At 61.5% G+C, this 25,245-nt stretch carries 24 protein-coding genes; 7 read left to right on the forward strand and 17 right to left on the reverse strand.

Annotation, left to right across the window (positions count from 1 at the left end):
- Positions 1 to 58: 58 nt before the first annotated feature.
- The 3 genes from QCE79_RS23300 (at position 59) to QCE79_RS23310 (ending at position 3,032) form a co-directional block, all read left to right on the forward strand.
- Positions 59 to 949: a LysR family transcriptional regulator gene (locus QCE79_RS23300; protein WP_309848171.1), complete on the forward strand. Its 891-nt coding sequence runs from the start codon at positions 59 to 61 to the stop codon at positions 947 to 949.
- 146 nt (positions 950 to 1,095) lie between these two features.
- Positions 1,096 to 2,271: a CoA transferase gene (locus tag QCE79_RS23305; protein ID WP_309848172.1), complete on the forward strand. Its 1,176-nt coding sequence runs from the start codon at positions 1,096 to 1,098 to the stop codon at positions 2,269 to 2,271.
- Positions 2,268 to 3,032 (forward strand): enoyl-CoA hydratase, encoded by a 765-nt coding sequence (locus tag QCE79_RS23310; protein ID WP_309848173.1) that lies wholly within the window; start codon positions 2,268 to 2,270, stop codon positions 3,030 to 3,032. The genes QCE79_RS23305 and QCE79_RS23310 overlap by 4 nt, the downstream gene beginning before the upstream one ends.
- Positions 3,033 to 3,042: 10 nt before the next feature.
- Here QCE79_RS23310 and QCE79_RS23315 read toward each other — a convergent pair whose 3' ends face one another.
- The 9 genes from QCE79_RS23315 to QCE79_RS23355 form a co-directional block, all read right to left on the reverse strand.
- Positions 3,043 to 3,420: a response regulator gene (locus tag QCE79_RS23315; protein WP_309848174.1), complete on the reverse strand. Its 378-nt coding sequence runs from the start codon at positions 3,418 to 3,420 to the stop codon at positions 3,043 to 3,045.
- An 11-nt stretch (positions 3,421 to 3,431) separates the two neighbouring features.
- Complete coding sequence (locus QCE79_RS23320) at positions 3,432 to 6,572, reverse strand: CheR family methyltransferase (RefSeq protein ID WP_250468603.1); 3,141 nt, start codon at positions 6,570 to 6,572, stop codon at positions 3,432 to 3,434.
- Positions 6,573 to 6,964: 392 nt separating this feature from the next.
- Entirely contained in the window at positions 6,965 to 7,732 is a 768-nt protein-coding gene (locus QCE79_RS23325; protein ID WP_309848266.1) for an ABC transporter ATP-binding protein, read from the reverse strand.
- A gap of 20 nt (positions 7,733 to 7,752) precedes the next feature.
- Positions 7,753 to 8,544 (reverse strand): ABC transporter permease subunit, encoded by a 792-nt coding sequence (locus QCE79_RS23330; RefSeq protein WP_309848175.1) that lies wholly within the window; start codon positions 8,542 to 8,544, stop codon positions 7,753 to 7,755.
- 9 nt (positions 8,545 to 8,553) lie between these two features.
- Positions 8,554 to 9,384 (reverse strand): ABC transporter permease, encoded by an 831-nt coding sequence (locus QCE79_RS23335; protein ID WP_309848176.1) that lies wholly within the window; start codon positions 9,382 to 9,384, stop codon positions 8,554 to 8,556.
- A gap of 29 nt (positions 9,385 to 9,413) precedes the next feature.
- Positions 9,414 to 10,475, reverse strand: a complete 1,062-nt coding sequence (locus tag QCE79_RS23340) for an ABC transporter substrate-binding protein (protein ID WP_309848177.1) — start codon at positions 10,473 to 10,475, stop codon at positions 9,414 to 9,416.
- Positions 10,476 to 10,539: 64 nt separating this feature from the next.
- Positions 10,540 to 11,475 carry a TauD/TfdA family dioxygenase gene (locus QCE79_RS23345; RefSeq protein ID WP_309848178.1) on the reverse strand — a complete coding sequence of 312 codons (936 nt, stop codon included), beginning with the start codon at positions 11,473 to 11,475 and terminating at the stop codon, positions 10,540 to 10,542.
- A 148-nt stretch (positions 11,476 to 11,623) separates the two neighbouring features.
- Positions 11,624 to 12,715, reverse strand: a complete 1,092-nt coding sequence (locus QCE79_RS23350; RefSeq protein WP_309848179.1) for a nitronate monooxygenase — start codon at positions 12,713 to 12,715, stop codon at positions 11,624 to 11,626.
- 137 nt (positions 12,716 to 12,852) lie between these two features.
- Entirely contained in the window at positions 12,853 to 14,364 is a 1,512-nt protein-coding gene (locus QCE79_RS23355; protein WP_309848180.1) for a CoA-acylating methylmalonate-semialdehyde dehydrogenase, read from the reverse strand.
- Positions 14,365 to 14,472: 108 nt separating this feature from the next.
- Between QCE79_RS23355 and QCE79_RS23360 the strand changes: the two genes are divergently transcribed.
- On the forward strand, positions 14,473 to 15,414 hold the full coding sequence (locus QCE79_RS23360) for a LysR family transcriptional regulator (RefSeq protein ID WP_244829996.1): 942 nt from the start codon (positions 14,473 to 14,475) through the stop codon (positions 15,412 to 15,414).
- A gap of 82 nt (positions 15,415 to 15,496) precedes the next feature.
- Here the strand turns inward: QCE79_RS23360 and QCE79_RS23365 are convergent, their stop codons facing one another.
- A complete protein-coding gene (locus tag QCE79_RS23365) occupies positions 15,497 to 15,796 on the reverse strand; it encodes a DUF4148 domain-containing protein (RefSeq protein ID WP_309848181.1) in 300 nt (99 codons plus the stop codon).
- 280 nt (positions 15,797 to 16,076) lie between these two features.
- Between QCE79_RS23365 and QCE79_RS23370 the strand changes: the two genes are divergently transcribed.
- On the forward strand, positions 16,077 to 17,315 hold the full coding sequence (locus QCE79_RS23370; protein WP_309848182.1) for an FAD-dependent oxidoreductase: 1,239 nt from the start codon (positions 16,077 to 16,079) through the stop codon (positions 17,313 to 17,315).
- A gap of 45 nt (positions 17,316 to 17,360) precedes the next feature.
- Here the strand turns inward: QCE79_RS23370 and QCE79_RS23375 are convergent, their stop codons facing one another.
- From QCE79_RS23375 to QCE79_RS23385, 3 genes are all read right to left on the reverse strand, one after another.
- Complete coding sequence (locus QCE79_RS23375; protein WP_244829993.1) at positions 17,361 to 18,257, reverse strand: fructose bisphosphate aldolase; 897 nt, start codon at positions 18,255 to 18,257, stop codon at positions 17,361 to 17,363.
- A 189-nt stretch (positions 18,258 to 18,446) separates the two neighbouring features.
- Complete coding sequence (locus tag QCE79_RS23380) at positions 18,447 to 18,857, reverse strand: hypothetical protein (protein WP_309848267.1); 411 nt, start codon at positions 18,855 to 18,857, stop codon at positions 18,447 to 18,449.
- Between the two features lie 204 nt (positions 18,858 to 19,061).
- Positions 19,062 to 19,931 (reverse strand): alpha/beta hydrolase, encoded by an 870-nt coding sequence (locus tag QCE79_RS23385; RefSeq protein ID WP_309848183.1) that lies wholly within the window; start codon positions 19,929 to 19,931, stop codon positions 19,062 to 19,064.
- Positions 19,932 to 20,037: 106 nt separating this feature from the next.
- On the opposite strand from QCE79_RS23385, the gene QCE79_RS23390 reads away from it, so the two are divergent.
- On the forward strand, positions 20,038 to 20,889 hold the full coding sequence (locus QCE79_RS23390) for a LysR substrate-binding domain-containing protein (RefSeq protein ID WP_250468621.1): 852 nt from the start codon (positions 20,038 to 20,040) through the stop codon (positions 20,887 to 20,889).
- Here QCE79_RS23390 and QCE79_RS23395 read toward each other — a convergent pair.
- The 4 genes from QCE79_RS23395 to QCE79_RS23410 all read right to left on the reverse strand — a co-directional run bounded on the left by QCE79_RS23395 (position 20,867) and on the right by QCE79_RS23410 (position 23,850).
- Positions 20,867 to 21,928, reverse strand: coding sequence for a phytoene/squalene synthase family protein (locus tag QCE79_RS23395; protein WP_309848184.1), 1,062 nt, complete (start codon positions 21,926 to 21,928; stop codon positions 20,867 to 20,869). The two genes, QCE79_RS23390 and QCE79_RS23395, sit on opposite strands and share 23 nt — an antisense overlap.
- 49 nt (positions 21,929 to 21,977) lie before the next feature.
- The gene (locus tag QCE79_RS23400) at positions 21,978 to 22,508 is read right to left on the reverse strand and encodes a septal ring lytic transglycosylase RlpA family protein (RefSeq protein ID WP_250527982.1); all 531 of its coding nucleotides are present in this window, start codon (positions 22,506 to 22,508) and stop codon (positions 21,978 to 21,980) included.
- A gap of 156 nt (positions 22,509 to 22,664) precedes the next feature.
- Entirely contained in the window at positions 22,665 to 23,597 is a 933-nt protein-coding gene (gene galU, locus QCE79_RS23405) for a UTP--glucose-1-phosphate uridylyltransferase GalU (RefSeq protein ID WP_244829987.1), read from the reverse strand.
- A 100-nt stretch (positions 23,598 to 23,697) separates the two neighbouring features.
- Positions 23,698 to 23,850: a hypothetical protein gene (locus tag QCE79_RS23410; protein WP_244829986.1), complete on the reverse strand. Its 153-nt coding sequence runs from the start codon at positions 23,848 to 23,850 to the stop codon at positions 23,698 to 23,700.
- A 217-nt stretch (positions 23,851 to 24,067) separates the two neighbouring features.
- Between QCE79_RS23410 and QCE79_RS23415 the strand changes: the two genes are divergently transcribed.
- Entirely contained in the window at positions 24,068 to 25,204 is a 1,137-nt protein-coding gene (locus tag QCE79_RS23415) for an acyltransferase (protein WP_309848268.1), read from the forward strand.
- The last annotated feature ends 41 nt before the right edge of the window (positions 25,205 to 25,245 follow it).

Raw genomic sequence — 25,245 nt, forward strand, 5'->3', positions numbered from 1 at the left:
TGTCCGGTGGGCCTTCGCGGACACTTCACATTCGCGAGCACGACAAAACGGAGCCTTAGTGAAATTCGATACGACCACCATCCGTCTGGTTCTCGCCATCGCGGACGAAGGCAGCATCTCGCGCGCCGCGGACAAGCTCAGTCTCGCGGTGGCCGCCGCCTCGCGGCGCGTATCGGACCTCGAAGCGCAACTCGGCGCGAAGCTCTTCACGCGCGTTCCGCACGGTGTGCAGCTTACCGAGCCGGGCGCGAAGCTGCTGCTCTACATCCGCCAGATCGACAATCTGATCGTCCGTCTCGAAGGCGATGCGCGCGCGCTCAAGGAAGGGCGCCACGGGCGCATCATCATCGGTGCGCCGAAGGCGGTGGTCATGCAGTTTCTGGCGGGCGCCATAGCCGGGATTCAGCGCAAGCATCCCGGCATCTCGCTCATGGTTCAGGAGGAGAACAGCAAGATCGTTCAGCAGTTGTTGCGCGACAAGGTCATCGATATCGGCATCTACGAAAAGAAGAGCGGCTTTCTCGACCTCGACCGCGTGCCGTATCGCGAAGACCGGCTCGAACTTGTGTATAGCACCGAACATTTTCAGTTCGACGATGCGCCGCTCGGTATCGACGAGATCATGGACTTGCCCGTGATCAGTCTCGGCAAAGGCTCCGCCATTCTGTCCGCGCTGCAACGCGCACATCAGAGCCGGGGACGACTTTTCGCGAACAATTACGCCGTGAGCGGCTTCGACACCATGCTCGTGATGGTGCGTCAGGGCTTGGGCGTCGGCCTCATGCCCGCGGCTGTGCTGCGCAGCTTTCACCCGGAACGCGCGATTGCGTCGCAGGAGATTGCAGGCGACTGGCATAAGCGCAGCTACGTGCTTTCTTGCGTCGAAGGTCACGCTCAGGAACAGACGCTTCAACGCGTCGTGGCCGAGTTGCTCGACGCACGCGACTAGTCTGAACGAGTAAGCACGCTCGAGGCTTTCGCGAATTGCGAAACCAGCCTTGCCCGCGCAAGCCTTGCGGCATTGCAAGCGGTGGTCGAAAGTGAAGGCATGACCCGCGCCGCAGGTCGAAGCCCTTCTCCACCGAACCAATCGACATGACCCAGACAAAACCTCTCCCCCTGGACGGAATCCGCGTGCTCGACGTAAGCCAGGTCATGGCAGGACCGTTCGCCTGCATGCTGCTCGCCGACATGGGCGCGGATGTCATCAAGGTGGAACCGCCCGAAGGCGATCAGACGCGCGGCGCGATGGGTTTCAAGATGAAAGGGCCCGACAGCATGGGCTTTCTCAACATGAACCGCAACAAGCGTTCGGTGACGCTGGACCTGAAGAGCGACGAAGGCCGCGAGCTCTTCTACAAGCTCGCGAAAACTGCCGATGTGATCGTCGAGAACTATCGGCCAGGCGTGGTGCAGCGGCTTCGTATCGATTACGAGTCGATCCGGGAGATCAACCCGAAGATCGTTTATGTGAGCATCTCGGGCTTCGGGCAAAGCGGCCCGTGGTCCACGCGGCCCGGCTTCGATCTGATGGCTCAGGCCATGTCCGGCGTCATGAGCGTGACGGGATATCCCGGCGGCAAGCCGGTCAAGGCGGGCGTGCCGGTGGCGGATATCGGCTGCGCGCTCTTTGCGGTGTCGGGGCTGTTGTCGGCTTATATCGGCGCGCAAAAATCGGGCGTCGGTCAGCATATCGACGCTTCTCTCTTCGATTCCGTCATGGCCTTCTCGATCTGGGACATGTCGGAATACTGGGGCACGGGCGTGCCGCCGACACCGCTTGGCACCAGCAACAAGATGAGCGCGCCGTATCAGGCCGTGAAGGCGCGCGATGGCTACTTCGTGATGGGCGCGACTAACCAGAAGCTGTGGACGAAGCTGTGCGGGTTGTTAGAGCGGCCCGATCTGATCGACCACGCCGACTATGCGAACGTCTCGCTGCGCCTGAAAAACCGCGAGGCCATGATCCAAGTGCTCGAAGAGGAGTTCGCCAAGCGCGACAGCGCGGAATGGGTCGATACCCTGCTCGCGGCCGGCATTCCAGCCGGCCCTATCCTGACTTATCCGGAAGCATTCGAGAGCGAACATGCCACGCATCGCCGCATGGCAATGGAAATCGATCATCCGCACGAAGGCAAGGTGAAGAACATCGGCTTTCCGGTCAAGCTGCTCGGGACGCCGCAGACCGTGCGCCGCCATCCGCCCCTGCTCGGCGAACATAACGAAGAGATCCTCGCGGAGATCAACGGAACCAGTGGAATGAAGCCATGAGCGAACATGTCCGGCTTACGCTGCATGCATCGGGCGCGGCGGAGATCGTCATCGACCGGCCCGAGCGTCACAACGCCATGTCGATTCCCATGTACGAAGCGCTGCTCGCGCGTATCGACGAATGTCAGCGCAATAGTGACGTGCGCTGCATTCTCTTTCGCGGCGCGGGCGGCAAGTCGTTTATCGCGGGAACGGATATCGAGTACTTCAAGGACTTTCGCGGCGGACGCGATGGCGTGGCCTACGAAGCGCTGGTCGAGCGCGTGATCGATACAGTCGAGCGCATCGCGCTTCCCACGCTCGCCGTGATCGATGGCTGGGCGGTCGGCGGTGGTCTCGCGCTCGCCACGGCCTGCGACTTTCGCGTGTGCAGCGAAAACTCCCGGTTCGGCGCACCGATTGCCAAGACGCTCTCGAACACGCTTTCGTCGCGCAATATCGCGCGGCTACATGCGGCTTTCGGCGTGCCGCGCGTCAAGCGCATGCTGATGCTCGCCGACTTTCTCGCAGCGAACGAGGTCCTGGCGTGCGGCTACGTATATTCGGTGGTGACGAAAGACGCGCTCGATGCCAGCGCGCATGCGCTTGCCGAGCGGCTCATGGCGTTGTCGCCAATCACGCAGAAGGCGGTAAAGGAGAGCCTACGGCGCATCGTGATCGACCAGAGCTTCGCGGACGAAGACATCATCGAGGAAGTCTATGGAAGCGCGGCTTTTCGTGATGCGGTGACAGCATTCACTTCGGGCAAGCCGAAACGGTGAGCGCGATTCTTCAACGCCCGCTCAGTGCGAGCGTGTTGAAGAGCGTTTGATGATCGAAGGGTTTTTGACAACGCGGATGATGCCGGTAGGCGATATCGATCGAATCGACACCGTACCCCGTTGCAAAGATGAAGCGGATCTCACGCAACGTCAGTTCATCCGCTACGGCGTATGATTTCTCGCCGTTGAGGTCGATGTCGAGAATGGCAACGTCGATGTAATGTTCGTCGTCGTCGAGGACCGCCAGCGCGTCCTGCGCCCACGCCACCGGCCCGACGACGATTGCCCCTGCAATTTCGAGCAACGCGGACAGCGCGAGCGCCACCAGGTAATCGTCTTCCACGACCAAGATGCTCAAACCTTCGAGCGGTGTCCCGACTACTGCCATTTTCGGACCCCCTAGGGACTGCTGCCGTGCATATGCGCTGGTCGCAGCGGGATCTCGATATGACACGAAACCCCATCCCAGTTGAAGTCGAGCTCGGTGCGAGCGTGTAGCGTGAAACGAAGCGCTTTCTCGATGAGTTGCCGGCCGAAGCCGATTTTCTTGTCCTCGGGCGTGATGCGCACACCGCTTTCGATCCAGTCCAGAACGAGCCATTCCGGCCCGGACTCTCTTTTCTCGACAATCCAGCTGACGACGAGCCGTGCGCCTTTATGCTTCAACGCGCCGTACTTGAGCGCGTTGGTCGCGAGTTCGTGAAGCACGAGCGCGATCGTCTGAACGTTGCGAAAGCCGAGCGGCACGACCGGTCCACTCACCGAGACCCTGTCGCTGCTGCCGACACCGAGCGCCTCGAATTCAAGGCGAACGATGTCACCCAAATTGATCAGATGCCCGTTCGCTTCGCCGATCAAGCCCTGCAGCCTGCCAAGCGCGGCGAGGCGACTCGTGAACGTGTCGAGCGCTTCGTCGCCCGAGAGCGTCTGTTGCGCGATCGACTGAATCACCGACAACAGATTTCGCGTCCTGTGTTGCAGTTCCGCAATCAAAACGTCCTGTCTACCTTCAGCATGAACCATTCCCGTGATATCGACGAAAGCAATGACCACACCGTCGATCTTGCGATCGCCGTTGAGATAAGGTGCGAGACGCACGAGGAAATGATTCAGCCCATCCTTGCTGCTGACCTGCTGTTCGCGTGTTTCCTGACTCCTGAATACCTCACGGATGCCTTCTTCCAGCCCCGGAAGGTCGAGACGGCTGACGAGCTCCGAAATGGGACGCCCGCGATCGACCGGACGGATATGGAAGATATCGGCCATTGCCGGGGTAAACGAGCGAATGGAAAATTGCCGGTCGAGAAACACGGTGGCGACCGACGTGCTTTCGAACAGGTTGTGAAGATCGCTGTTCGAGCGGTCGAGCGCGTCGATCTTGCCATTCAGTTCCAGATTGACGGTGTGCAACTCCTCGTTGAGCGAGACGAGCTCTTCCTTGGACGCCTCCAGCTCTTCGTTCGACGATTGCAGTTCCTCGTTGACCGAAACCAACTCTTCGTTCGACGACTTGAGTTCTTCGAGCGCGGTCTCGTATTCCTCTATCATCGATTGCAGGCGTTCACGGGTATCCCGTAGTTCCTTTTCGATTTGCTCCGCGGTGCCGTCGTGCATGGCCTCGGCGCGCGCAAGCGCCTCTTCGCGCGTGAGCACGGGCCCTTGGTCCTGGAACACGACGAGATACATGCGCTCACCCGGCGCTTGCTGGACGAGCGGCTCGATGGTCAGATTGATCACCTGTACACGGCCGTCCTCGCCTTCGACCACCACCCCCTCTCGCGCGATCGTGCGGCCCGAGTCGACCGCTTCGCGAAACACCGAGCGCAAGTCGAGGCCCAGCCCCTTGCGCGCCATTGCGAATAGCTGGCGCGTCGGCATGCCGGGCGCTGCCTCGAGATATTTGCCGGTGCGGCCCGAGTAGTAGACGACATCGCCATCGCGCGTCACGAGCACGTGCGGCGGCGTGAAGCGGTCGATCATATGACCGTCGACAGCCAGGCGCAGCGCGGCGCCGCCCAGGGGCGGACGGCTTGGCGTCAACGCGGACAGATGGCCGATAGTCAGCGCGGATACCGCGAGCGGCAGGCGCACTTGCGACACGACATCGGCGCGGCGCTTGAAAAGCCTATGCTTCTTGTCGAGCGGAACGAACAACTCGTCGAACTGGCTCACGTTTTCCGACGGGCCGAGGAACAGAAAACCGTCCGGGCGCAGCGCATAGTGGAAGGTCGGAATGACCTGATTCTGGACCTCGATCCCGAAGTAGATGAGGAGATTGCGGCACGACACGAGATCGATGCGTGAGAAAGGCGGATCGCGAATGACGCTGTGCGGTGAAAAGATGCACAGTTCGCGCACTTCCTTGGCCACCACGAAGCTGCTGCCGTCCGGCACGAAGAAACGGTCGCGCCGCTCTTGCGATACATTGTCGAGCAACGCCAGCGGATAGCGCGCCGCACGCGCCACCGTGAGCGCTCCGTCGTCGATATCGGTGGCGAAGATCTGGATGCGCGGCGCCTTCTCGACACCTGCGATCTGTTCGGACATCAGCATGGCGATGGAATACACTTCCTCGCCCGTGGCGCAGCCCGGCACCCAGACACGCACGACATCCTCGGCGGTGCGGCCTTCGAAAAGCTTCGGCAGGACGAGTGTGGCGAGACTCTCGAACGCGTGCTCATCGCGGAAAAAGCTCGTGACGTTGATCAAGAGATCGCGAAACAGTGCCGTCACTTCCTGCGGATCGGCCGCGAGCCGCGCTACATAACTCTCCGGAGTTGCCATCGCCCGGACCTGCATGCGCCGCTGCACCCGCCGCGAAAAAGTCTTGACCTTGTAGCCGCTGAAGTCGTGTCCGACGTTATCGCGCAAGATGCCGTAAATGGCTTCTCGCGCCTCGTCGAATGCTTTCGCGGCGGCTTCGACTTCGGGCTCTTCCACGACGGAATCGAGCCTGAAGGCGCCGGCGGCAAAGCTCGCGAGCTTCGCGCCCATTTGGTCGACCGGCACGGCGAAATCGACCAGGCCAGTGGCAATGGCGCTATTGGGCATGTCCGGGTGATGCGGTCCGAAGCCGTCCGCAACCTGTGCGAGCGTCAGTCCGCCCCGCTCCTTTATGGCCTTGATGCCGAGCGTGCCGTCCGAATCGCCGCCCGAGAGAATGACGCCTGCCGAGAGTTCGCCGATATCGAGCGCGAGCGTGCTTAGGAAATGGTCGATCGGCTTGCGCTCGCGACGCGGCTTGTCCAGTGACTGCACGTGCAAGGTTCGGTTCGAGACGCTGACGATGGCATCGCGCGGCAAGAGATAGACGCTATCGATCTCGATCGGCTCGCCTTCGGCAATCGCGTGTACCTGCATTGGCGTAAAACGCGAAACAATCTCCGGCAACAAGCTGATACGGTCCGGGCTCAGGTGCGTGATGATCACGCAAGCGAGGCCTGGCTTTTCCGGCATGCCGCGAAAGAAGCCTTCCAGCGCCTCGACGCCGCCAGCGGACGCGCCGACGCCGACAATGGGGAAGTCGGTTGCCGGTGTCATGACTTCTCCCGCATCGGCGCATTGTCGCTGCGGTCCAGGCGCCTTGCCTCCGGGAGAAGTCCGGCTTCGCGAGCAAGGCCTGAGCGCGCCCTGACGAAAACCGCGAGATGTTCCGTAAGACGGACGTCGATTGCGTGCTTGCTGGTCATGGACCGCCTCGAAGAACAAAGGTATCAGTCTATATTACCGCGCGCGCAACGGGCGTCGAAGCGTGCATGCAAGGCGGGCAGACATGTATGGCGTGACGCGAGCGGTCAGCCAGAGTGTTGAACATAAACGGCCCGCGCGGGCCGCTTCACGAATATAAGCCTTGACTGGCCGTCGAATCCGTTCGATTTTTATTTCACGGCGATGGCGATGGCGACGGCGACGAGCGCTGTCTGGCAGCGCTTCTACGCTTCGTGAAAGAACCCTTCGAGAATACCGTCCCTGAGCGCGACGACATCGAGACTGCCGCGCTTGCGCGGACGCGGCAGGTCGACATCGACGATTTCGCCGATACGTCCCGGACGCGCTTCCATCACCACGATGCGATCCGAGAGCAGCACCGCCTCCTCGACGTCATGCGTGACGAGGACCATCGTGATGCGCTCCTGCGCCCAGATGCGTTGCAGTTCGTCCTGGAGCCGTGCGCGCGTGAGCGCATCGAGTGCGCCGAACGGTTCATCGAGCAAGAGCAAACGCGGCCGGTTGACGAGCCCTCGCGCAATGGCGACACGCTGCGCCATGCCGCCCGAGAGCTGATGCGGATAATGTCCCTCGCACCCCTCGAGGCCGACGAGCGCCACATGCTCGGCTACCGCACGCGCTTTCTCGTGCTTGCTCAAAGGCGCGTTGCGCAAGGCCACCGCGACGTTCTGTTCGACGTTCAGCCATGGAAACAGACGATGATCCTGAAACACGATGCCGCGCGAAAGATCCGTCGAGACCACGCGCTCGCCGCCGAATTCGATTTCGCCTTCGTACGACGCATCGAGGCCTGCGATCAACCGCAAGAGCGTCGACTTCCCGCAACCGCTCGCCCCGACGATACTCACGAACTCGCCGCTTCGGATCGAGAGGTCGATACGATCCAGCACGGGCGCACCTGCATCGCCTTCATAACGCTTGCTCACCCGCCGCAGCGCGAGGCCGCTCGTGTCCGTTGCCATCGTTGGTATCGCTGCCATCGTCATTCTCCTCAAGCCGCGCGCGCTTCGCTGAACCAGCGCCGCTGCACCGCACGCGCGAGCGCGTTGAGCGCCCACCCCGTTATTCCCACGACGATCACGCCGAATACGACGAGATCCATCCGAAACTGTTCGCTGCCATCCACGAGCGTATTGCCGATCCCGCTTCCCGCGACGAGCAGATACTCCGCACCGAGCGTCGCGAGCCACGAATAGATGAGCGCGAGATAGATGCCCGTGAAGATCGAAGGCAGCGCGGCCGGCAGCACCACGAACGCGAGCGTCTGCAACTTGCCATAGCGATACGCGCGCGCCACTTCGAGAAAACGCGGCGGCACGGCGCGGATGCCGTCGCTCGTATGCATCACGACCGGAACCAGCGCGGCGAGCGACAGGAACACGACCTTCGCGACATCGCCGAGACCGAACCACACGGAGATGAGCGGAATCCACGCGAACAGCGACACTTGCTTGAAGGTGTTGAAGCTCGGCGCAATGGCGCGATTCGCGAGCTTCGACACACCCAGCAACGCGCCGAGTGCGAGCCCGAGCGAAGTGCCGATCACAAAGCCCGTCAACTCCCGGGCAAGCGACGCCGACAACGCACGCGCCAGCGCGCCGCTGCGCAACTGTTCCCACGCGACATGCAGCACTTGCGCGGGCGACACCATCATGCCGTGGGCGGGCTTGGCATCGCGCGAAACGAGCCACCATATCGCCAGAGCCGCGAGCGGCAGCACGAAGCCGCGCCAGCGCTTCGGCACGGCGACACGCGGGACTGCTTCGAGTTCTATCGATGACATCGTCCGCTCCTAGACCGCGCCGCGCTGCAACTTGCGCTCGAGCGCGGTCAACAAGCGATCGGCGACATAGCCGACCGCGCCCACGATCAAGACCGAAGCCAGCACCAGATCGAGCTGAAAGAGCTGGCGTCCGTACACGATCAGATAGCCGAGCCCTTCCGACGATGCCACGAGTTCCACGACCACGAGCGTCAGCCATGCTTTGGTGAAGGCGAGGCGAATGCCCGTGCCGATCATCGGCACCGACGAGGGCAAGACCAGACGCAAAATGGTTTGCCAGCGCGTATAGCGATACACCGCCGCGACCTCACGCAACTCGGGCGGCGTGCTGCGAAAGCCCTGCAAGGTGCTCAGGGTCACCGGCACGAGCGCGGCATGACCGATGAGCAGATACTTCAACGGCTCACCGATGCCCACCACGATCATCAGAAACGGCAGCCAGCCGAGCACGGGCACCTGCACGATCGCGTTGAAGCTCGGCAGCACATACGCCTCGACCGTGCGCGACAGGCCGAGCACGCCGCCTAGCAGAATGCCGAGCACCACGCCGCCGCCAAAGCCGACAGCCGCGCGCGACATGCTCGCGCCCAAGTGCATCCATAGTTCGCCGCTCTTGATGAGCGCGGTAAGGGTATCGAAGACCAGCGAGGGCGGCGGCAGAACCTGCGCGGAGATCCATCCAAGACGCGAGCCCAGCACCCATAGCAACGCGCAGGCGAGCGGCAGAAGCCACGGCAATACGGCCCAGCCAAGCGAACGCGCCGTGCCGCCGGATGCGCGCGCGACCGAAGCGTTGCGGCGTGCCGCCGGCACCAGCACACGCGAGAGAGCATTCGCCATCGGAAGTTCTCCGTTAAGAAAGAAGCGGGTCAGGCGACCGGCTTGCCCGACGCATCAAAGCGCGGCCAGTAGCTTTCGAGCTTGAGCGACTTGAGCGCCTGATCGAGATACTTCGGCTCGAACCAGCCGTTCACACTGACAGGTTGGCGAATGAGGTTCAGCCGCAAGGCATCATCGGCGACGGACTGATAGCGTGCCTGCACGAATGAATCGATGAGCGGCGAATTGCGGTCCTTCAAAGGCTGATTCGCATACTCCGATGCCCACGACTCCGACGGCACGCCGCTCTTCGACCACAACGTGAAGAGCGCATTGCGATTGCCTTCGTCGGACGACCATTGCGCGGCCTGCACCACCGAAGTCACGACCTTTTGCACCACGTCGGGATGCGCGCTTTCGAAGTCGTCGAGTACGAGCAGATGCGCTTGCCGCGTCAGTTGCATGCCGCCATCGCGCGACGCATAAACGATCTTCGCGAGACCCTGGCGCTGCAACTTGAAGAGCGAGTAGTCGAGAAACACGGCATCGACGCCCTTCGACGCAAGCGCTGCCTGCGCCGCGGCCGTATCGAGATTGATGACGCGCAGATCGCGTTCGGTCAGGCCGTTTTCCTTGAGCACGTTATCCGCCACGAGCTGCAGATTCGTGCCCCGAAAAATCGCCACGCGCTTGCCCTTGAGGTCTTTCACCGACTTGATGTCGGAGTCCGGCGGCACCGCGACGTACACGCCCGCGCGCACATTCGATTCGAGCAGCAAGTGCGTCTTCAGGCCGTTCGCGCGTCCGAGCACGGCGGGCAAGTCACCCTGATACGCGAAGTCGATCTGCTTGTTGGCGAGCGCCTCGTTCACGGCCGGACCCGCGCCCTTGAAGAAGATCCACTCGACCTTGATGTGATCGCCCTGCAATGCATCCTCGACACGATGCTGCAATTGCGCGGTGGCGGCAGGCGAGCCGCCGAACGTGGGCGGGTCGCCCGCGCCCTGCTGCGCGACGCCGATGCGCACCGTTTCCGGCGCCGCGGCGTGCGAGATGGAAGCGAATGCGGCGCACAAAAGAGCGCCCGCGAAGCGCGCGAATCTCGTTGTCATTTTGTCCTTCGGCGTTATTCGATGATCGACTGGCGATGACCCTCGTCATCGCCAGTGAGGGCATTCAGGCGCGTGCTTCGCGCTTGACGGTGCGGCTCTTTTTGCCGTCGATGGAAACGGGCACGTCGCCGTGAACGGTCGCGCGACGCACGACGCGGTGGTCATCGCCGTAATCCGCCACCGCGTAGTGCTGCGTCGCGCGGTTGTCCCAGATCGCGACATCGCCTTGGGTCCAGCGCCAGCGCACCGTGTTCTCGAGGCGCTGAATGTGATCGTGGAAGATTTCGAGCAGTCGGTCCGAATCGCGCTGCGACAGCCCGACGAAGCGCTGCACGAAGTGACCCAGCACGAGCGTGCGTTCACCCGTTTCCGGATGCACGCGCACCACGGGATGTTCCGTCTCGTAGAGCGTGGAGGTGAACTGCTTGCGGTACTCGCGCTCCGTCTCGGTGTCGGGCGCGTTGCGCGTGGCTGCGTAGTCGTAGGCGTTCGAATGCAACGCCCAGAGGTTGTCGGCGAGATCGCGCAAGGGCTGCGGCAGGTTGCTGTAGGCGGTGGCGGTGTTGCCCCACACGGTATCGCCGCCGGCGGGCGGGATCACCACGCCGCGCAGGATGGAAATCTTCGGATAAGCATCGACGAAAGTGACATCCGTATGCCATGAATTCGCGCGCGTGCCGTGCTTCGAATCGAGTTCGAGCAGACGGCTCGTGCCTTCCTTCGAAGGCACCGTGGGATGCGCCACGGTGTCGCCAAAACGCGCGGCGAACGCTTCCTGCGAAGCGTCGTCCAGATGCGACTGGCCGCGAAAGAACAGCACCTTGTGCTTGAGCAGCGCGTCGTTGATGCGAGTGATGGCGGTATTGTCGAGATCGCCTGAGAGCGTCACGCCGCGCACTTCGGCGCCAATGCGGCCGCCTATGGGACGGACCTGCAAAGGCTCCTGCGTGGCGGCGGGCTGACGGACGGAATCGTGGTCGAGCGTAGCGGAATCGGACATCGGTTGCTCCGTTGGTTTCGGATATCGTGGGCAAGCCGCGAAAGAACGCGACCGAAACATTGAAGCATCGACTGCCCATCAGACCAACGAAGCGTTTCGACTAAGCTTTACAGCGCCGAGGTGATGACGCTTTGCTCGAATCCGCTATTCAACGCGAATAACGCTGTAAGGATTCGATCGTTTCATCGAGTTCCGCTTCGAGCCGCGCCATCAATTCCGCGGCGGACATTTCGCGCGCTAGTGCGGCCGCCTGCCCGCCCCATTGCGCGCCATAGCCGAACTCGCCTCGTGCCTTGGCCGCCGCATGCAGCGCCTTGCCCGCGTCGTAAGTCACGGGATACGCGGGGTTGTTCGGTGCGTTTGCCTCACGCCCGAGTTCCGTGAACTTGTTGACGAGACTGCGCGCCGGGCGGCCCGATATCGCGGCGGTAAGCGTGGTGCGATTCGCGGCATCGCTCAGAAGCGCGCGACGATATCCAGCATCGATTGCGGACTCGGTGGTCGGAACGAAAGCCGTGCCAAGCTGCGCCGCCTGCGCGCCGAGCGCGAGCGCGGCGGCGACTCCCGCGCCATCCATGATGCCGCCCGCCGCGATCACCGGTACGTCGAACTTGCGCACGAGCAAACGCGTGAGCGCGAAGGTGCCAAGATAATCGTCGTCGGCTTCGCCGTCGAAGATACCGCGATGCCCGCCTGCTTCGATGCCTTGCGCGACGATCGCATCGATACCCGCTTTTGCGATTTGCTCCGCTTCACTCACATTAGTTGCAGATGCAATCAGTTTGATGCCCGCGTTACGGAGGGCATCGATATAGTCCTTCGAAGGCAGGCCGAAGTGAAAGCTCACGATAGCCGGCTTTTCTTCGACGAAGACCTTGAGCATGGCTTCATCGACGACAAAGCTCGTGTAGATTTCGCTGAGCCGCGCGGGCGGCGTGGCGCCGTATCGCGCGAAGACGGGCGCGAGCCATTCGATCCACGTGCTTTCCAGAGCGGCGTCGGCTTTAGCCGGGCTATGACAGAACACGTTGACGTTGAACGGCTTGTCGGTCAGCGCGCGCGTCTCGCGAATGACCTTGCGCGCCGCTTCGGCGTTCATCGCGCCCACGCCGAGCGACCCCAGTCCGCCCGCATTCGATACCGCCGCCGCGAGAGCAGGCGTCGTGACACCGGCCATCGGCGCTTGAATGATGGGCTTGTTGATGCCGAGTAACGGCAATAAAGCGTTGCTCCTGCTCATGACCATGTCCTCTCGATAGTGGCCTCGAGCTTCTCGACGATGAAACCGCACGCAAGGCTGCGAGGCCAGATAACAAATCGCCCGCTCCTTCCTGCACGGAAGCCAAGCGGGCGACGACTACCTGTGCTGCGTATGCCTTACTTCGCGGTCGGCATCACGAATTCCGCGCCCTTTTCCGTGCTTTCCGGCCAGCGTTGCATGATGGACTTTTGTTTCGTATAGAAGCGCACGCCTTCTTCGCCATAAGCGTGCATGTCGCCGAAGAGACTGCGCTTCCAGCCGCCGAAGCCATGCCATGCCATCGGAACGGGAATGGGTACGTTGATGCCGACCATGCCCACTTCGATGCGTCGGCCGAACTCGCGCGCAACGTGACCATCGCGCGTGTAGCAGGCGACGCCGTTGCCGAACTCGTGCGCATTGACGAGTTCCACGGCTTCGCCGAAGTCCTTCACGCGCACGCATGAAAGCACCGGCCCGAAGATTTCTTCCTTGTAGATGCGCATGTTCGGCGTTACATGGTCGAACAGCGTGCCGCCCGTGAAGAAGCCGTCTTCGTGACCGGGAACCTTGTGGCCGCGTCCATCGACGACGAGTTTCGCGCCTTCATCCACGCCCAGCGAGATATAACCTTCGATACGTTCCAGCGCGGCGCGCGTGACGATCGGCCCCATTTCGGCATCCAGCTCCATGCCGTTCTTGATGACGAGCTGCTGCGCACGTTCGGCGAGGCGCGGCACGATCTTGTCCGCCACGTCGCCCACCAGCACCGCGACCGATACCGCCATGCAGCGCTCGCCCGCCGAGCCATAGCCCGCGCCGATGAGCGCATCGATAGCCTGATCGAGATCGGCATCCGGCATCACGACCATGTGATTTTTTGCGCCGCCGAGCGCCTGCACACGCTTGCCGTGCTTCGCGCCGGTCTCGTAGATATAGTTGGCGATGGGCGTCGAACCGACGAAGCTGATCGCGCGCACATCGGGATGTTCGAGCAATGCATCGACCACGACCTTGTCGCCTTGCACCACATTGAAAATGCCATCCGGCAGAGCCGCTTCCTTCAGCAGATTAGCCATGAAAAGCGACGCGGACGGATCGCGCTCGCTCGGCTTCAGGATGAACGCGTTGCCGCTTGCAATGGCCACGGGGAACATCCAGCACGGCACCATGCAAGGGAAGTTAAACGGCGTGATGCCCGCGACGACGCCGAGCGGCTGACGCGTCGTCCAGTTATCCATGCCGGTGGAAACTTGTTCCGTGTAATCGCCCTTCAGCAATTGCGGAATGCCGCAAGCGAATTCGATTACGTCGATACCGCGTGACACTTCGCCCTGCGCGTCGGTAAAGACCTTGCCGTGCTCGGCGGTGATGATCGCCGCGAGTTCATCGCGACGCAGGTTCATGAGTTCGAGGAACTTCAGCATGACGCGCGCGCGCCGAATGGGCGGCGTATCGCGCCATGCGGGGAACGCGGCTTTCGCGCTCTCGACGGCGGCATCGACATCGGCGACTTCGCCGAGCACGAGCTTGCGCGGACGCTCGCCCGTCGCGGGATTGAAAATGGGCTGCGAGCGGGCGCCCGAGCCATTCACGCGTTCGCCATGAATGAAGTGAACCACGTCGGCGGTGTCGTTATACGCTTGCATTTCGTCTCCTGTCCAGAAGTGTCAATGCCAAGAGTGTAGGACGGAATCGTGCGCCGCGAACGCGTTATGATTGAACTCATTGTTCATAACGGCAAACAATCCCCGCGCATGGACGCACAAAAAGTCGAAGGGCTCTGGACGCATCTGCATTGGCTCACGGTGCTCGCCGAGCAGGGCAGCTACACGGCGGCGGCGGCGCGGCTCAACGTGAGCAAAGCCGCAATGAGTCAGCGTATTGCCGAACTGGAGCGCGCGGCAGGCGTGCCGCTTGTCACGCGCACCACGCGCAGCGTGCGCTTCACGGAGGCAGGACGGCGCCTCGTCGACGATACACGCACGCAGTACGAGCATATCGCCGCGAGCTTTTCGAGCGTGAGGGAAATGGCGGGCGTGGCGCGCGGCTTGATCCGCGTCACCGCGCCAATGGCGTTCGCGCGTCAGCAATTGGTGCCGCGTTTAGCGGGCTTTCTGCATGCGCATCCGGAAGTGCGCGTGCAACTGGAAGCATCGGACAGGTTGAGTTCCATTGCGACGGAGGGCTTCGATCTCGCCATCCGGCACAGCGCGCAAGCGCCGGAAACGCATGTCGCGTGGAAGTTGTGCGATACCCATTCGGTGATCGTGGCGACACATGCATATCTCAAACGGCGCGGCATGCCCGCGACGCCCGCCGATCTCGCGGTGCACGACTGCCTGTTTTATCCGCGCGCGCAGACATCGGGCGTGTGGTCGTTCGTGCGTAAGGGCGCGCGCAAGACGGCGGCCGGGCCTCATACGCTTGCGGTCAACGGGCCATTCTCCGCGAACAATAGCGAAGTGCTGCGCGATGCCGCGCTCGACGATCTGGGTATCGCGCTGTTGCCCGACTTCAGCGCGCAAGCCGCGGTGCAGGCGGGAAAGCTTGTGGTGTTGCTGCCGGACTGGCGCTGCGTGGGCACATTCGCCGATCAGCTTTATGTCGTGCGTCCTTATGCGCCTCATGTGCCGCGTGCGGTCGCGCTTTTCATCGGCTATTTGCGTGAGACCTTTGCGGGCGGCTTTCCGCTTTAGCGTTTTCTTTAGCGCTTGCTTTAGCCAAAGAAAAAGCGCCCGCAATTGCGAGCGCTTTATTTATAGCGAGACTACCTGTTGCTTAGTGATGCGCAAACGTCGGGAACACGTCGGCTTGCACCGCACGCGAGCCGGCTTGCACCGAGCCTTCAGTCGCACCGCCAAACGAGTTGCCTTGACCCGCAACGCGCGCTTCAGCAGCTTGAATGTCCGACGGATAGTGCGAGTCGCTCACGAAGCCGGGGTTATAACCGGCCTTTTCCAACTGAACGATCTGTTCGCGAACTTCAGCGCGCGTAAGCGGTTGGTTCGATTGTGCGAAAGAAGCAACCGGTGCGGCGAAAGCGACGGCAACTGCTGCGATTCCAATGAGCTTGTTCATGATTGATACCCTCCAGCTTAGGTTTTTGGGGCTGTCGCTCACTTGGCATTTGCTCGTGTGCGACCGTTGAAGAGAGTTTAGTGAGTGCTTCGCTAAGGGTAAATACTTAATCCACGAAATCAGTTTTGGTGAAATCGCGACTAATCCAGGCCTGAAAACTCCAGTTCTTTAGCATCGACGGGAAATTGCTTAGCGCATCGCCTATAAAGTAAGCAGGACGTTGTCCACGACACATCATGCCAAATGGATCGAACGTTCGGTTTGCGAAGGAGGCAATGCCTTGAAGCGAATCGTGGTCGTTGGGGCGGGTTTTGCCGGACTATGGAGCGCGCTCGCCGCCGCGCGCAAACTCGATGAATTGCAGCAACCAGCGGATCAGGCCGAAGTGGTCGTCCTCAATCCGCAGCCTTATCACAGCGTGCGCGTGCGCAACTACGAGCAACCGCTCGATCCCACGCTCGTGCCGCTCGACGGCGTGTTCGGTCCGACCGGCGTGCGCTTCGTCCAGGCGACCGCGCACACGGTCGATAGCGCGAATCGGCGCGTCATGTTCACGCGGGAAGACGGAGAAGGTTCGCTGGAATACGACCGGCTCATCCTCGCGGTAGGCAGCGAACTGGTACGCCCGGAAATTCCCGGGCTGGATCGCCACTCGTTCGACGTCGATACCTATGCGGGCGCCTGCAAGCTCCAGGCGCATCTGTCCACCCTGCCCGCATTGCCCGACTCGCCCGGACGCTATACGGCTGTCGTGATCGGCGCAGGCCTCACGGGAATCGAACTCGCGGCGGAATTGCCCGGCCGCCTGCGTGAGATCGTGGGCGAAGCGGATCGCGACAAGGTGCGCGTGGTGCTCGCGGATCGATCGCCGAAAATCGCGCAATCGATGGGCGGCGCGCAAAGCGTCGTCGTTCAGGCCATGACCTCGCTCGACGTCGAGCTTAGGCCAGGCGTATCGCTGGAAGAACTCGACGGACACGGCGCTTCGCTTTCGGACGGCGTCAATGCCGATTACATCCAGGCATGCACCGTGGTCTGGTGCGGCGGCATGCGCGCCAACGCATTAGCGAGCCAGCTTCCCGTCGGACTCGATTCCATGGGCCGCGTGCCCGTCGATGCCTATCTCCGCGTCACGGGCGTTCCCGGCGTATTTGCGGCGGGCGATTGCGCACGCGTGCTGATCGACGGCAAACGGCCTTCGGTCATGTCGTGTCAGCATGGCCGGCCGATGGGCCGCTACGCCGGCAATAACGCCGTCTGCGATTTATACGGAGAAGAGATGCTGCCGTTGCAGATCGACTGGTACACGACGGTCTGCGACCTGGGCCCGTGGGGCGCGGTCTATACGGAGGGATGGGAACGCAAGCTGGTGTCGGAAGGCGAGGCCGCCAAGGCGACCAAGCGCACGATCAACGGGGAGCGGATCTATCCGCCGAGGAGCGGCTGCCGCGAAGAGTTGTTCCGGGCTGCCGCGCCTATCGTGCAAACGCCGCCACCGACGACACGCGCCGATTCATGATCGTGGCGATGAGGGCAGACACCACGCCTCATCGCCACTGAAGCGTCAAACCTTGTCGACCGATGCTTCGTAGATCTCGTCGATGGACTCGCCGAGCGTCGCGTTGAACTCTTCGTCGCTCATCGACTTCTTCAGTTCGTTGATAAGCGCGCGCGAGAAGCTCGCGATCATGCCGTGGTTCTTCGCCAGACGCTGGCATGCGTCGGTGCGCGTATAGCCGCCCGAAAGCGCCACCACGCGCACGACACGCGGATGCTCGATCAGCGGCGCGTAGAAGTCCACTTCATCGGGGATGGTCAGCTTGATCATCACCTGACTGGATTCCGGCAGCGCGTCGAGACCTTTCAGCAATTCGTCGCGCAGAATTTTTTCCGCACCCTTCTTGTCCGTGCTCTTGATGGACACTTCGGGTTCGAGAATGGGCACGAGACCGTGTCCGATGATCTGATTGCCCACTTCGAATTGCTGCTTCACGACTGCGGCGATGCCCTTTTCGTTCGCGTCCTTGATGACCGAACGCATCTTCGTGCCGAAGATGCCGAGCTTGACGGCGCGTTCCAGCAGCGCGTCGAGGCCGGGGTTCGGCTTCATGACCTGCACGCCGTCGGCTTCCGCTTCGAGGCCCTTGTCGACCTTGAGGAACGGCACCACGCCACGGTCTTCCCACAGGAACGCAGGCACGGACTTGCCATTTGCCTGACCGTCCATGGTGGCTTCGAAGAGAATGGCGCCAATGACCTTTTCTCCCGTGAATGACGGCGCGGTGATGATGCGCACGCGCATTTCATGCATCAGCTTGAACATCTCGGCGTCGCCGTTGTAGGCGTCTTCTGCAATGCCGTACTGCTTGAGCGCGCCCGGCGTCGAACCGCCGCTTTGATCCAAGGCGGCGATAAAACCTTGCTTCTCCGCCATTTGCGACAGCATCTTTTCGTTAGCCACGAACATTTCCCTCCTCAAAGTTCAAACACCGGAACGCGCGCGAGCACGGCCCGGGCTTCTGGTTCCACTACGGTAAGTGTAATGGTTTTGAGGCGCGACTTGACTGTGCATATCCGCCATTTCCCCTGCCACACACTCAAATCGAGGAGAGAAAAGGCGACGCGGCAGGGCTTTTGCGGCTCGATCTGCTCAAGGCGCAGCGGAGTTGAAGTCCCCGGCGTTCACGGGTTCGACCGCGCGTGCGCTTCGCCCGAGCATGAATGCAGCGCGGCGCAGGAACGATGGCGCGCCTTGCGCCGCCATGATTTCGAGGGTGGGTAATTCGGGCGTTTCTAAAACCGGCTGAGATTGCGCCTGTAATTTTTCAGGCGCTGGCGCTTTGACGTTCAAGAGCGCTTCACGCGCATTTGCGCAATGCACGTTGAGCAAGCGACGCATTTCCGGATTTTCGATGAGTGCTTGCGCCGTCGCGAGACCGCGCTCGAATTGCAGCGCATAAGCGATATCGGCGAAATTCTCGTATTGACCGCTATCGGCCAGTTCGAACGCCAATTGCTGGGTGCGCTGGCGCTTCCATACTTCGAGATCGTCTTGGCCCATACTCACATTGGCCTCTTCTTGGCGATGAGGTGGCAATGATGTTAGCCCGAGACCCGCGCGTTTGCGTTGTCCCGCCACAACAAGCAGACAAAAAGTCGGACGATAAGTGCTTGCCTTCCGTTACTTCCTTAGCAATAGCCAAAGATATTCTTTAGCGTGACTTTCGAGCGAACGAGCGTTCTTGCTAAAGAATCGCTAAGGAAATTACCAGGCACCGGCAAACGCCTGTATAGCGCGATTAAATGCGGCCGGGCTTGCCACGTTCATTCCGTGCGATGCCCCGGCAATAGTTTGCCGATCCGCGAATTCAATCCATTCCGCCAGCTTGTCGACGTTATTGCGGAACATGCGCGGGCTCTTTTGTCCGTCTATCAGCAAAGTGCGGCACTTGATATCGCGCGCGGCGTCGCGGGTATAAGCGGGCAAGGGATCGCGAAGTTGCTTCGGCACCGTAAGCGCGTTGTCTATCGCCATCCGTCGAAAAGCCGGTGTGCTCTTTTGCCAGAAGCTCGGCATGCTGACCGAATCGACGAACAGTTCCAGCCCCGGCTCGATTTCGCCCATCTCGATGAGTTCCGCCACGCGCGTGCGCAACGCGTTGGTCGCGGGCGGCAAGCTGGCGGCCGCAGGCTGCGGCGAAACCTGGAGCGGTCCGCCCGGGTCCGCGAGCGTGAGCGTCTTCACGAGACGCGGATATTCCTTTGCGAGATGAAACGCGACGCACCCGCCGCGCGAATGCCCAATCAGATGCACGGGTGCAATGTCGAGCGCCTCGATAAATTCCGCCATCTCCGCGACATGCGCTTCCCAGCTGAATTCGCCCTGCACGAAGGCATCGACGGCGGGCCAGTAGTGACTGAGACTCGGCGCGATGCAACGAAACTGCCTGGCAAGCGGCAGAATCTGCGCGCTCCAGTAGCGGTAATCGCAGAGCGAACCATGCAAGAACAGGAGCGGCTCGCCTTCGCCGCAATCCACGTAAGGCACGGAAATGCCGGACGCGGTCGTCGCAAAAGACGCTTCCGGCAAGGCTTGCAAGGCGGACAGTACGGCGGGATCGGTACGGGCGTTCATTGATTCGCTCCTTTCCCGCACTATGCCGTCCGCCAATTTAAAAGAAAATCGCATAATATTGATAACATCGTTCAGATTTTCTGATACCAAGTCGTCATACACAGGCATGAAAGCACTCGACCTCGATGTCCTTGCCATGATCGTCGCCGTCGCGGACACGGGCAACATCAGCCGCGCGGCGGAACTCGTGCATCGCTCGCAATCGGCCGTCAGCATGCAGATCAAGACGCTCGAAACCGCGCTTGGCAAGGCGCTGTTCGTGCGCAAACCGCGCAGCGTGACGCCCACGCAAGACGGCGAAGTGTTACTGACCTACGCGCGCCGCATGCTCGCCTTGCGCGATGAAGCATGGGCCGCCGTCGTGCGGCCGGACGTGACGGGGCGCGTGGTGATCGGCGTACCGGACGACTACGCGTCGTCGCTGTTTCCGCCCATCCTCAAGAAGTTTTCGGCGACCTTTCCCAAGGTCGAGATTCAGGTGGTCGGCTTGCCGAGCGTGGCGCTTGCGCCGATGCTGAAAGACGGCTCGGTCGATCTCGTCTGCGCCACGCGCGTGAAAGGTCTGAGCGGCGAATTCCTGCGTCACGAGCCGATGGTTTGGGCCGCCGCGCCCGGCGCCACGGAAATCTGGCGCGAACGTCCCTTGCCCATTGCCGTGTTCCTGCCGGGCAGCGTGGCGCGCGAGAACGCCATACGCAGCCTGGAACGCGCGCGTATCGGCTATCGCACGTCGTACGAGAGCCCGAGTCTGCTCGGTCTCCTGACGATGGCCGAAGCCGGTCTTGCCGTCACGCCGCTTGCCAAGTGCGCTGTCCCCGCGCATTTCACGCTACTCGGTCAGGCGCAAGGGCTGCCGGAAATCGCCGCGCTCGAAGTGGTGCTGGCGCGCAGCGCGGCATCCAAACGGCCGCCTTGCGACTTCCTGGCCGAACGCATCATGGCCGAGTTGCGCCGTTGAGTGCGGCTTGGATGGCGCTGATCCTGCGTTCGGCCCACGCCTTCAGAAGCCTATTCGATGCAACCAGCGGCATCGACGCCGCCATGATGCGATAGACATCGTTGCGGCGCACCTTGGTAATGCGCACCGGGTCGAGCCATGCGTCGTTACGCGCCAGCAACACCAGCGTTTCCAGCCCGATCATGATCGGCCACAGGCACGCGAGCCGTAGCCGAATGGCGCTCGATGGAATCGCCATCGTGTAGGCCAGCGCGTCGCGATAGAGCGCGATGGTGGTTTGCAACAACTCGTCCTGCACGGGACGCGCTTTATCGGACGCATCGGGCGCGAGCAGTTCTCGTGGCGCGATGCCATGACGCGCCAGCATCGACGAAGGCACATAGCAACGCCCGATACGCAGATCGCGCGCGCAATCGCGCAGCACGTTGGTCATCTGCAGCGCCTTGCCGAAGCGCACGCCGCGCGCGAGCATGATATCCGGCGCGGCCTTGAGCGTGCCCGGCATATGCGCGTAGGTCATCTTCGTCCAGAACTCGCCCACGCAGCCCGCGACGAGATAGGTGTAGCGGTCCAGTTCGTCGAATTCACCGAGCGCCGCGATCTCGCCAGAGGTTTCATCGGGGAACGTGCGCAGGTCGAACTCCATGCCCGTTGTGAGCGTGGTCACGATATCGCGCACGGCATCGCGGTCGGCCTTGCTCAATTGCGGCAGGATGGCAAGCGCTCCGCCGAGCGATTCGAGCAGCGCGCGTTCATCCGCTTGCGCTTGCTGGCCCGCTACTTCGCCGGCTATGCGAGCCAGCGCGCCATCGTCCGGTGCGCCGTTGACTTGCGCGCGCAACGACAGCAGCAATTCCAGACGAAGTTGCGGCGCGATGAGCGACGTATCCGCGATGGTATCGGCGGCGCGCGCAAGCAGATACGCCAGCGCGACGGGGTCGCGCATGCCCGCCGGAAGAATCCGCAGCGTCAGATAGAACGAGCGCGAAACGCTCTTGAGAAGCGGGCCGAGGAGGACTGCCCGGGTCGATTGATTCATGAGTGGGATCAGAGAGCGCTCAAGCAGGCGAGAGCGCATTGTATCCGGCTCAACGGTGCCGCTTGTGCCTTCGCCTCTTTGCGCGATGATGCACGGGAATGGCGACGGCATCATGCGCCGATACACGCTCGATCACCACTTGCGCCGTGCCCGCGTGTTGCAGGCCGAGCAATACCGCCGCCGCAAACGAAAGATCGATCACGCGGCCCTTCTGGTAGGGGCCGCGGTCGTTGATGCGCACGACGACCGACCGCGTCTTCGCGGCATTGCTGACGCGCACGTAAGTGCCGAGCGGCAGCGTGAGATGCGCGGCCGTGAGCGCGTTCATGTCGTAAGCCTCGCCGCTCGCGGTGGGGCGGCCTTGGAAGGCGTCGGCGTAATAGCTGGCCATGCCGATCTGGAAGGCATATGCCTTCTTGGCGTGCACGTGCTTCGTGTGCGACACGGCCTTGTGTAAAGCATGATGCTTGCGTGCTGGCTTGACTGGCCGATGTGAAGTCCATCCGCACAGCAACACGCAAGCGCCGATGGACACGATCCAGGCCAATAGCCGGCGCGCATGAAATGCGCGGACCTGCATGGGCGATCTACTCCATGAGTTACCGATTCGTGGATCGGATCGCCCTTAACGCCCTCTGCTTTTTAGCGTTGACCTGCCTTCCTTGGATATGACGCTTCTTTACAGGACTACGTTTGCCTTACGATGATCATGATTCGTCATTCGAACTATTTCCAATCACAGCGAATCCTGTAGCGATTCCGCATGCGTCATCGGTTCGTCCTTTGTTTGCGGCATGAGCGCCCATACCGCCGCACGCAGATACGCCTCAAAGTCTCCGCGCACTTCAGGATGTTGCAAGGCCAGTTGTACCGTCGCCTTGAGATACCCGAGCTTGCTGCCGCAGTCGAAACGCGTGCCGTAGTAGCGATACGCCAGCACCTGTTCGACCGCGAGCAAGGAGCCGATGGCATCGGTTAGCTGAATCTCGCCGCCCGCATTGGGCTTCGTCTTGCGCAGATGATCGAAGATGCTCGGCATCAGCACGTAACGCCCGACCACGCCGAGATTGGAAGGCGCAAGCGCGGGCTGCGGCTTCTCGACGACACCCGACAACTTGATGACGTCCTCTTCCCATTCGCGGCCTTCGATCACTCCATACGATGCGCTTTCCTCGCGCGCGATGCGTTCCACACCGATCACCGAACTGTGATAGTGGTCGAATACATCGACGAGTTGCTTCATGACAGGCTCGGCGCCGTGCAGCAGATCGTCGGCCAGAATGACGGCGAACGGTTCACCGCCGACGAGCCGTTCCGCGCATAGCACCGCATGACCCAAGCCCAGCGCGGCCGGCTGGCGCACGTAGAAACAATCCACGTTGGCGGGCTTGATGCTGCGTACCGCATCGAGCAGAACCGCCTTGTTGCGCGCTTCCAGTTCCGCTTCGAGCTCATATGATTTGTCGAAGTGATCCTCGATTGCGCGCTTGCCCCGACCCGTGACGAAGATCATCTCCGTCATGCCCGCAGCAATGGCTTCTTCCACCGCGTATTGAATGAGCGGCTTATCGACCACTGGCAGCATTTCCTTCGGACTCGCCTTGGTGGCTGGCAAAAAACGTGTGCCGAGACCTGCGACTGGAAATACGGCCTTGGTCACTTTAAGCATGACTGCTCCTCCAGATCGAAACCGGAAATTGATGTTGTCCCCGCGCTGTTTTTCTTGTGAATTCGCCCGCACTTGCGGCAGGCTTTTGGCGTTGCGCGCGTTACTCCGCTTCCTCCATCTGCGATGCCTGCGCATTGTTGGAGCCCTTCTTGCGGAAGGGATCGAGAGGGTCGTTGCGCAACGCGTCGCGGTACGCAGACGCCGCCACGAGTACCAGCAGCACGGCTATGCCGGCGACTGCATGCATATCCATGATCGACACCCATTCGCCTGTAGATGAGGGCTCACCGTAGCAGAAAAAAATCGATAAATAATTCGCCCGCTTTAAGCCGTTACGCTGCCTGTTTTCTTAAGAAATGCGCCGAATTTTTTGCTTAGGCACGGATTTCTTGCTGCTCTAACATGGGCCGATCCCTTCGGCTCCTTAAGGTTTAGCGATGAGCGACTCCCCGGCCTTCGACGAAAGCGACATGGCGCTGCGCACTTCCGCGCGCAATTCGAACGCTATCGCCGACGATAAAGACGTCGCGATCAACGCATGGCGTGGTGTCGCCGCGTTGCTGGTCGCGTACTTTCATTGCAGGCAGGTTACGTGGGTCGGCATGCAGCAGTTTCATCGCGCTTCGCCCGCGTTCGACCTCAACGCGGTCGTCAGTTACCTCACGTTCCCTGTCGCCTGGGGATCGGCCGGTGTGCCGATTTTCTTCATCATCAGCGGCTATTGCATTCATCGCGCGATGGCGCGGCGCCTGAATGCCGACCCGCGCGCGCCGTTCGACGGCTTGAATTTTCTGCTACGGCGGTTCGTGCGGATCTATCCGGTTCTGATTGCCGCGCTGGTCCTGACGTTCGTGCTGGATTCGCTTAGCGTCGGCTTTGAGCCGGTAAGCCGCAAGATCAATCCCTTCGATCTTCATGCTTTCCTCGTCAATCTCTTTTCCTTGCAGGGAATCGCGGGCAAGACGTTCGGCTCCAATGGCGCCTTATGGACGCTCTCTGTCGAGGTGCAGTTCTACCTCGCATATCCACTCGTGATTGCATTGCGGAGGCGAATCGGAATGCCGGCGGTAGTCGCCCTTGTCGCTGTCGTCAACATCGTGTCGGCGCTCGTCTTCGAGCGCCAGCAGATCGTGATCTTCACGTCCTACTGGCTTTCATGGATGCTCGGGGCGTGGATCGCCGAAGCGAAAGCGCGCAACGTGCGCGCACCGAGGCGCTCGGGAGTCGTGGCGGTTGGCATCGCGCTATGCGGATGCGCTGCCTTCGGGCTTGCGCAATATCTGGCGTTTCAGCTTTGGGCGCTGGCGTTTGCCGTTTATTTGTTTGGCGCGCTAGATCGGCCCATGCGTGAAGGCGGCCCAGTGCGCGTGTTTTCCGTGCTCGGCGAGTTCAGCTTCTCGCTTTACGTCGTGCATCTGCCCATTTTCGTGCTGCTTGGGTCCGTGCTTTTTCATTCGGTCTTGCAAACGGGCATCTGGGCCTCGTTTGCTTTTACCGCCATTGCCGTTGTGGTTGCCGCAGCGTTCTATGCGCTTGTCGAGCGACCCGCCATGGCCTGGGCCGCAAGATTGAAACCTGCGAAGACACGCGTTCGCATTGCGCGTTGATAAAGCGCCAATAAAAAAAGCCGCCTCGAAAGGCGGCTTGA

This window comes from Caballeronia sp. LZ003 (assembly GCF_031451465.1).
Taxonomy (GTDB): Bacteria; Pseudomonadota; Gammaproteobacteria; order Burkholderiales; family Burkholderiaceae; genus Caballeronia.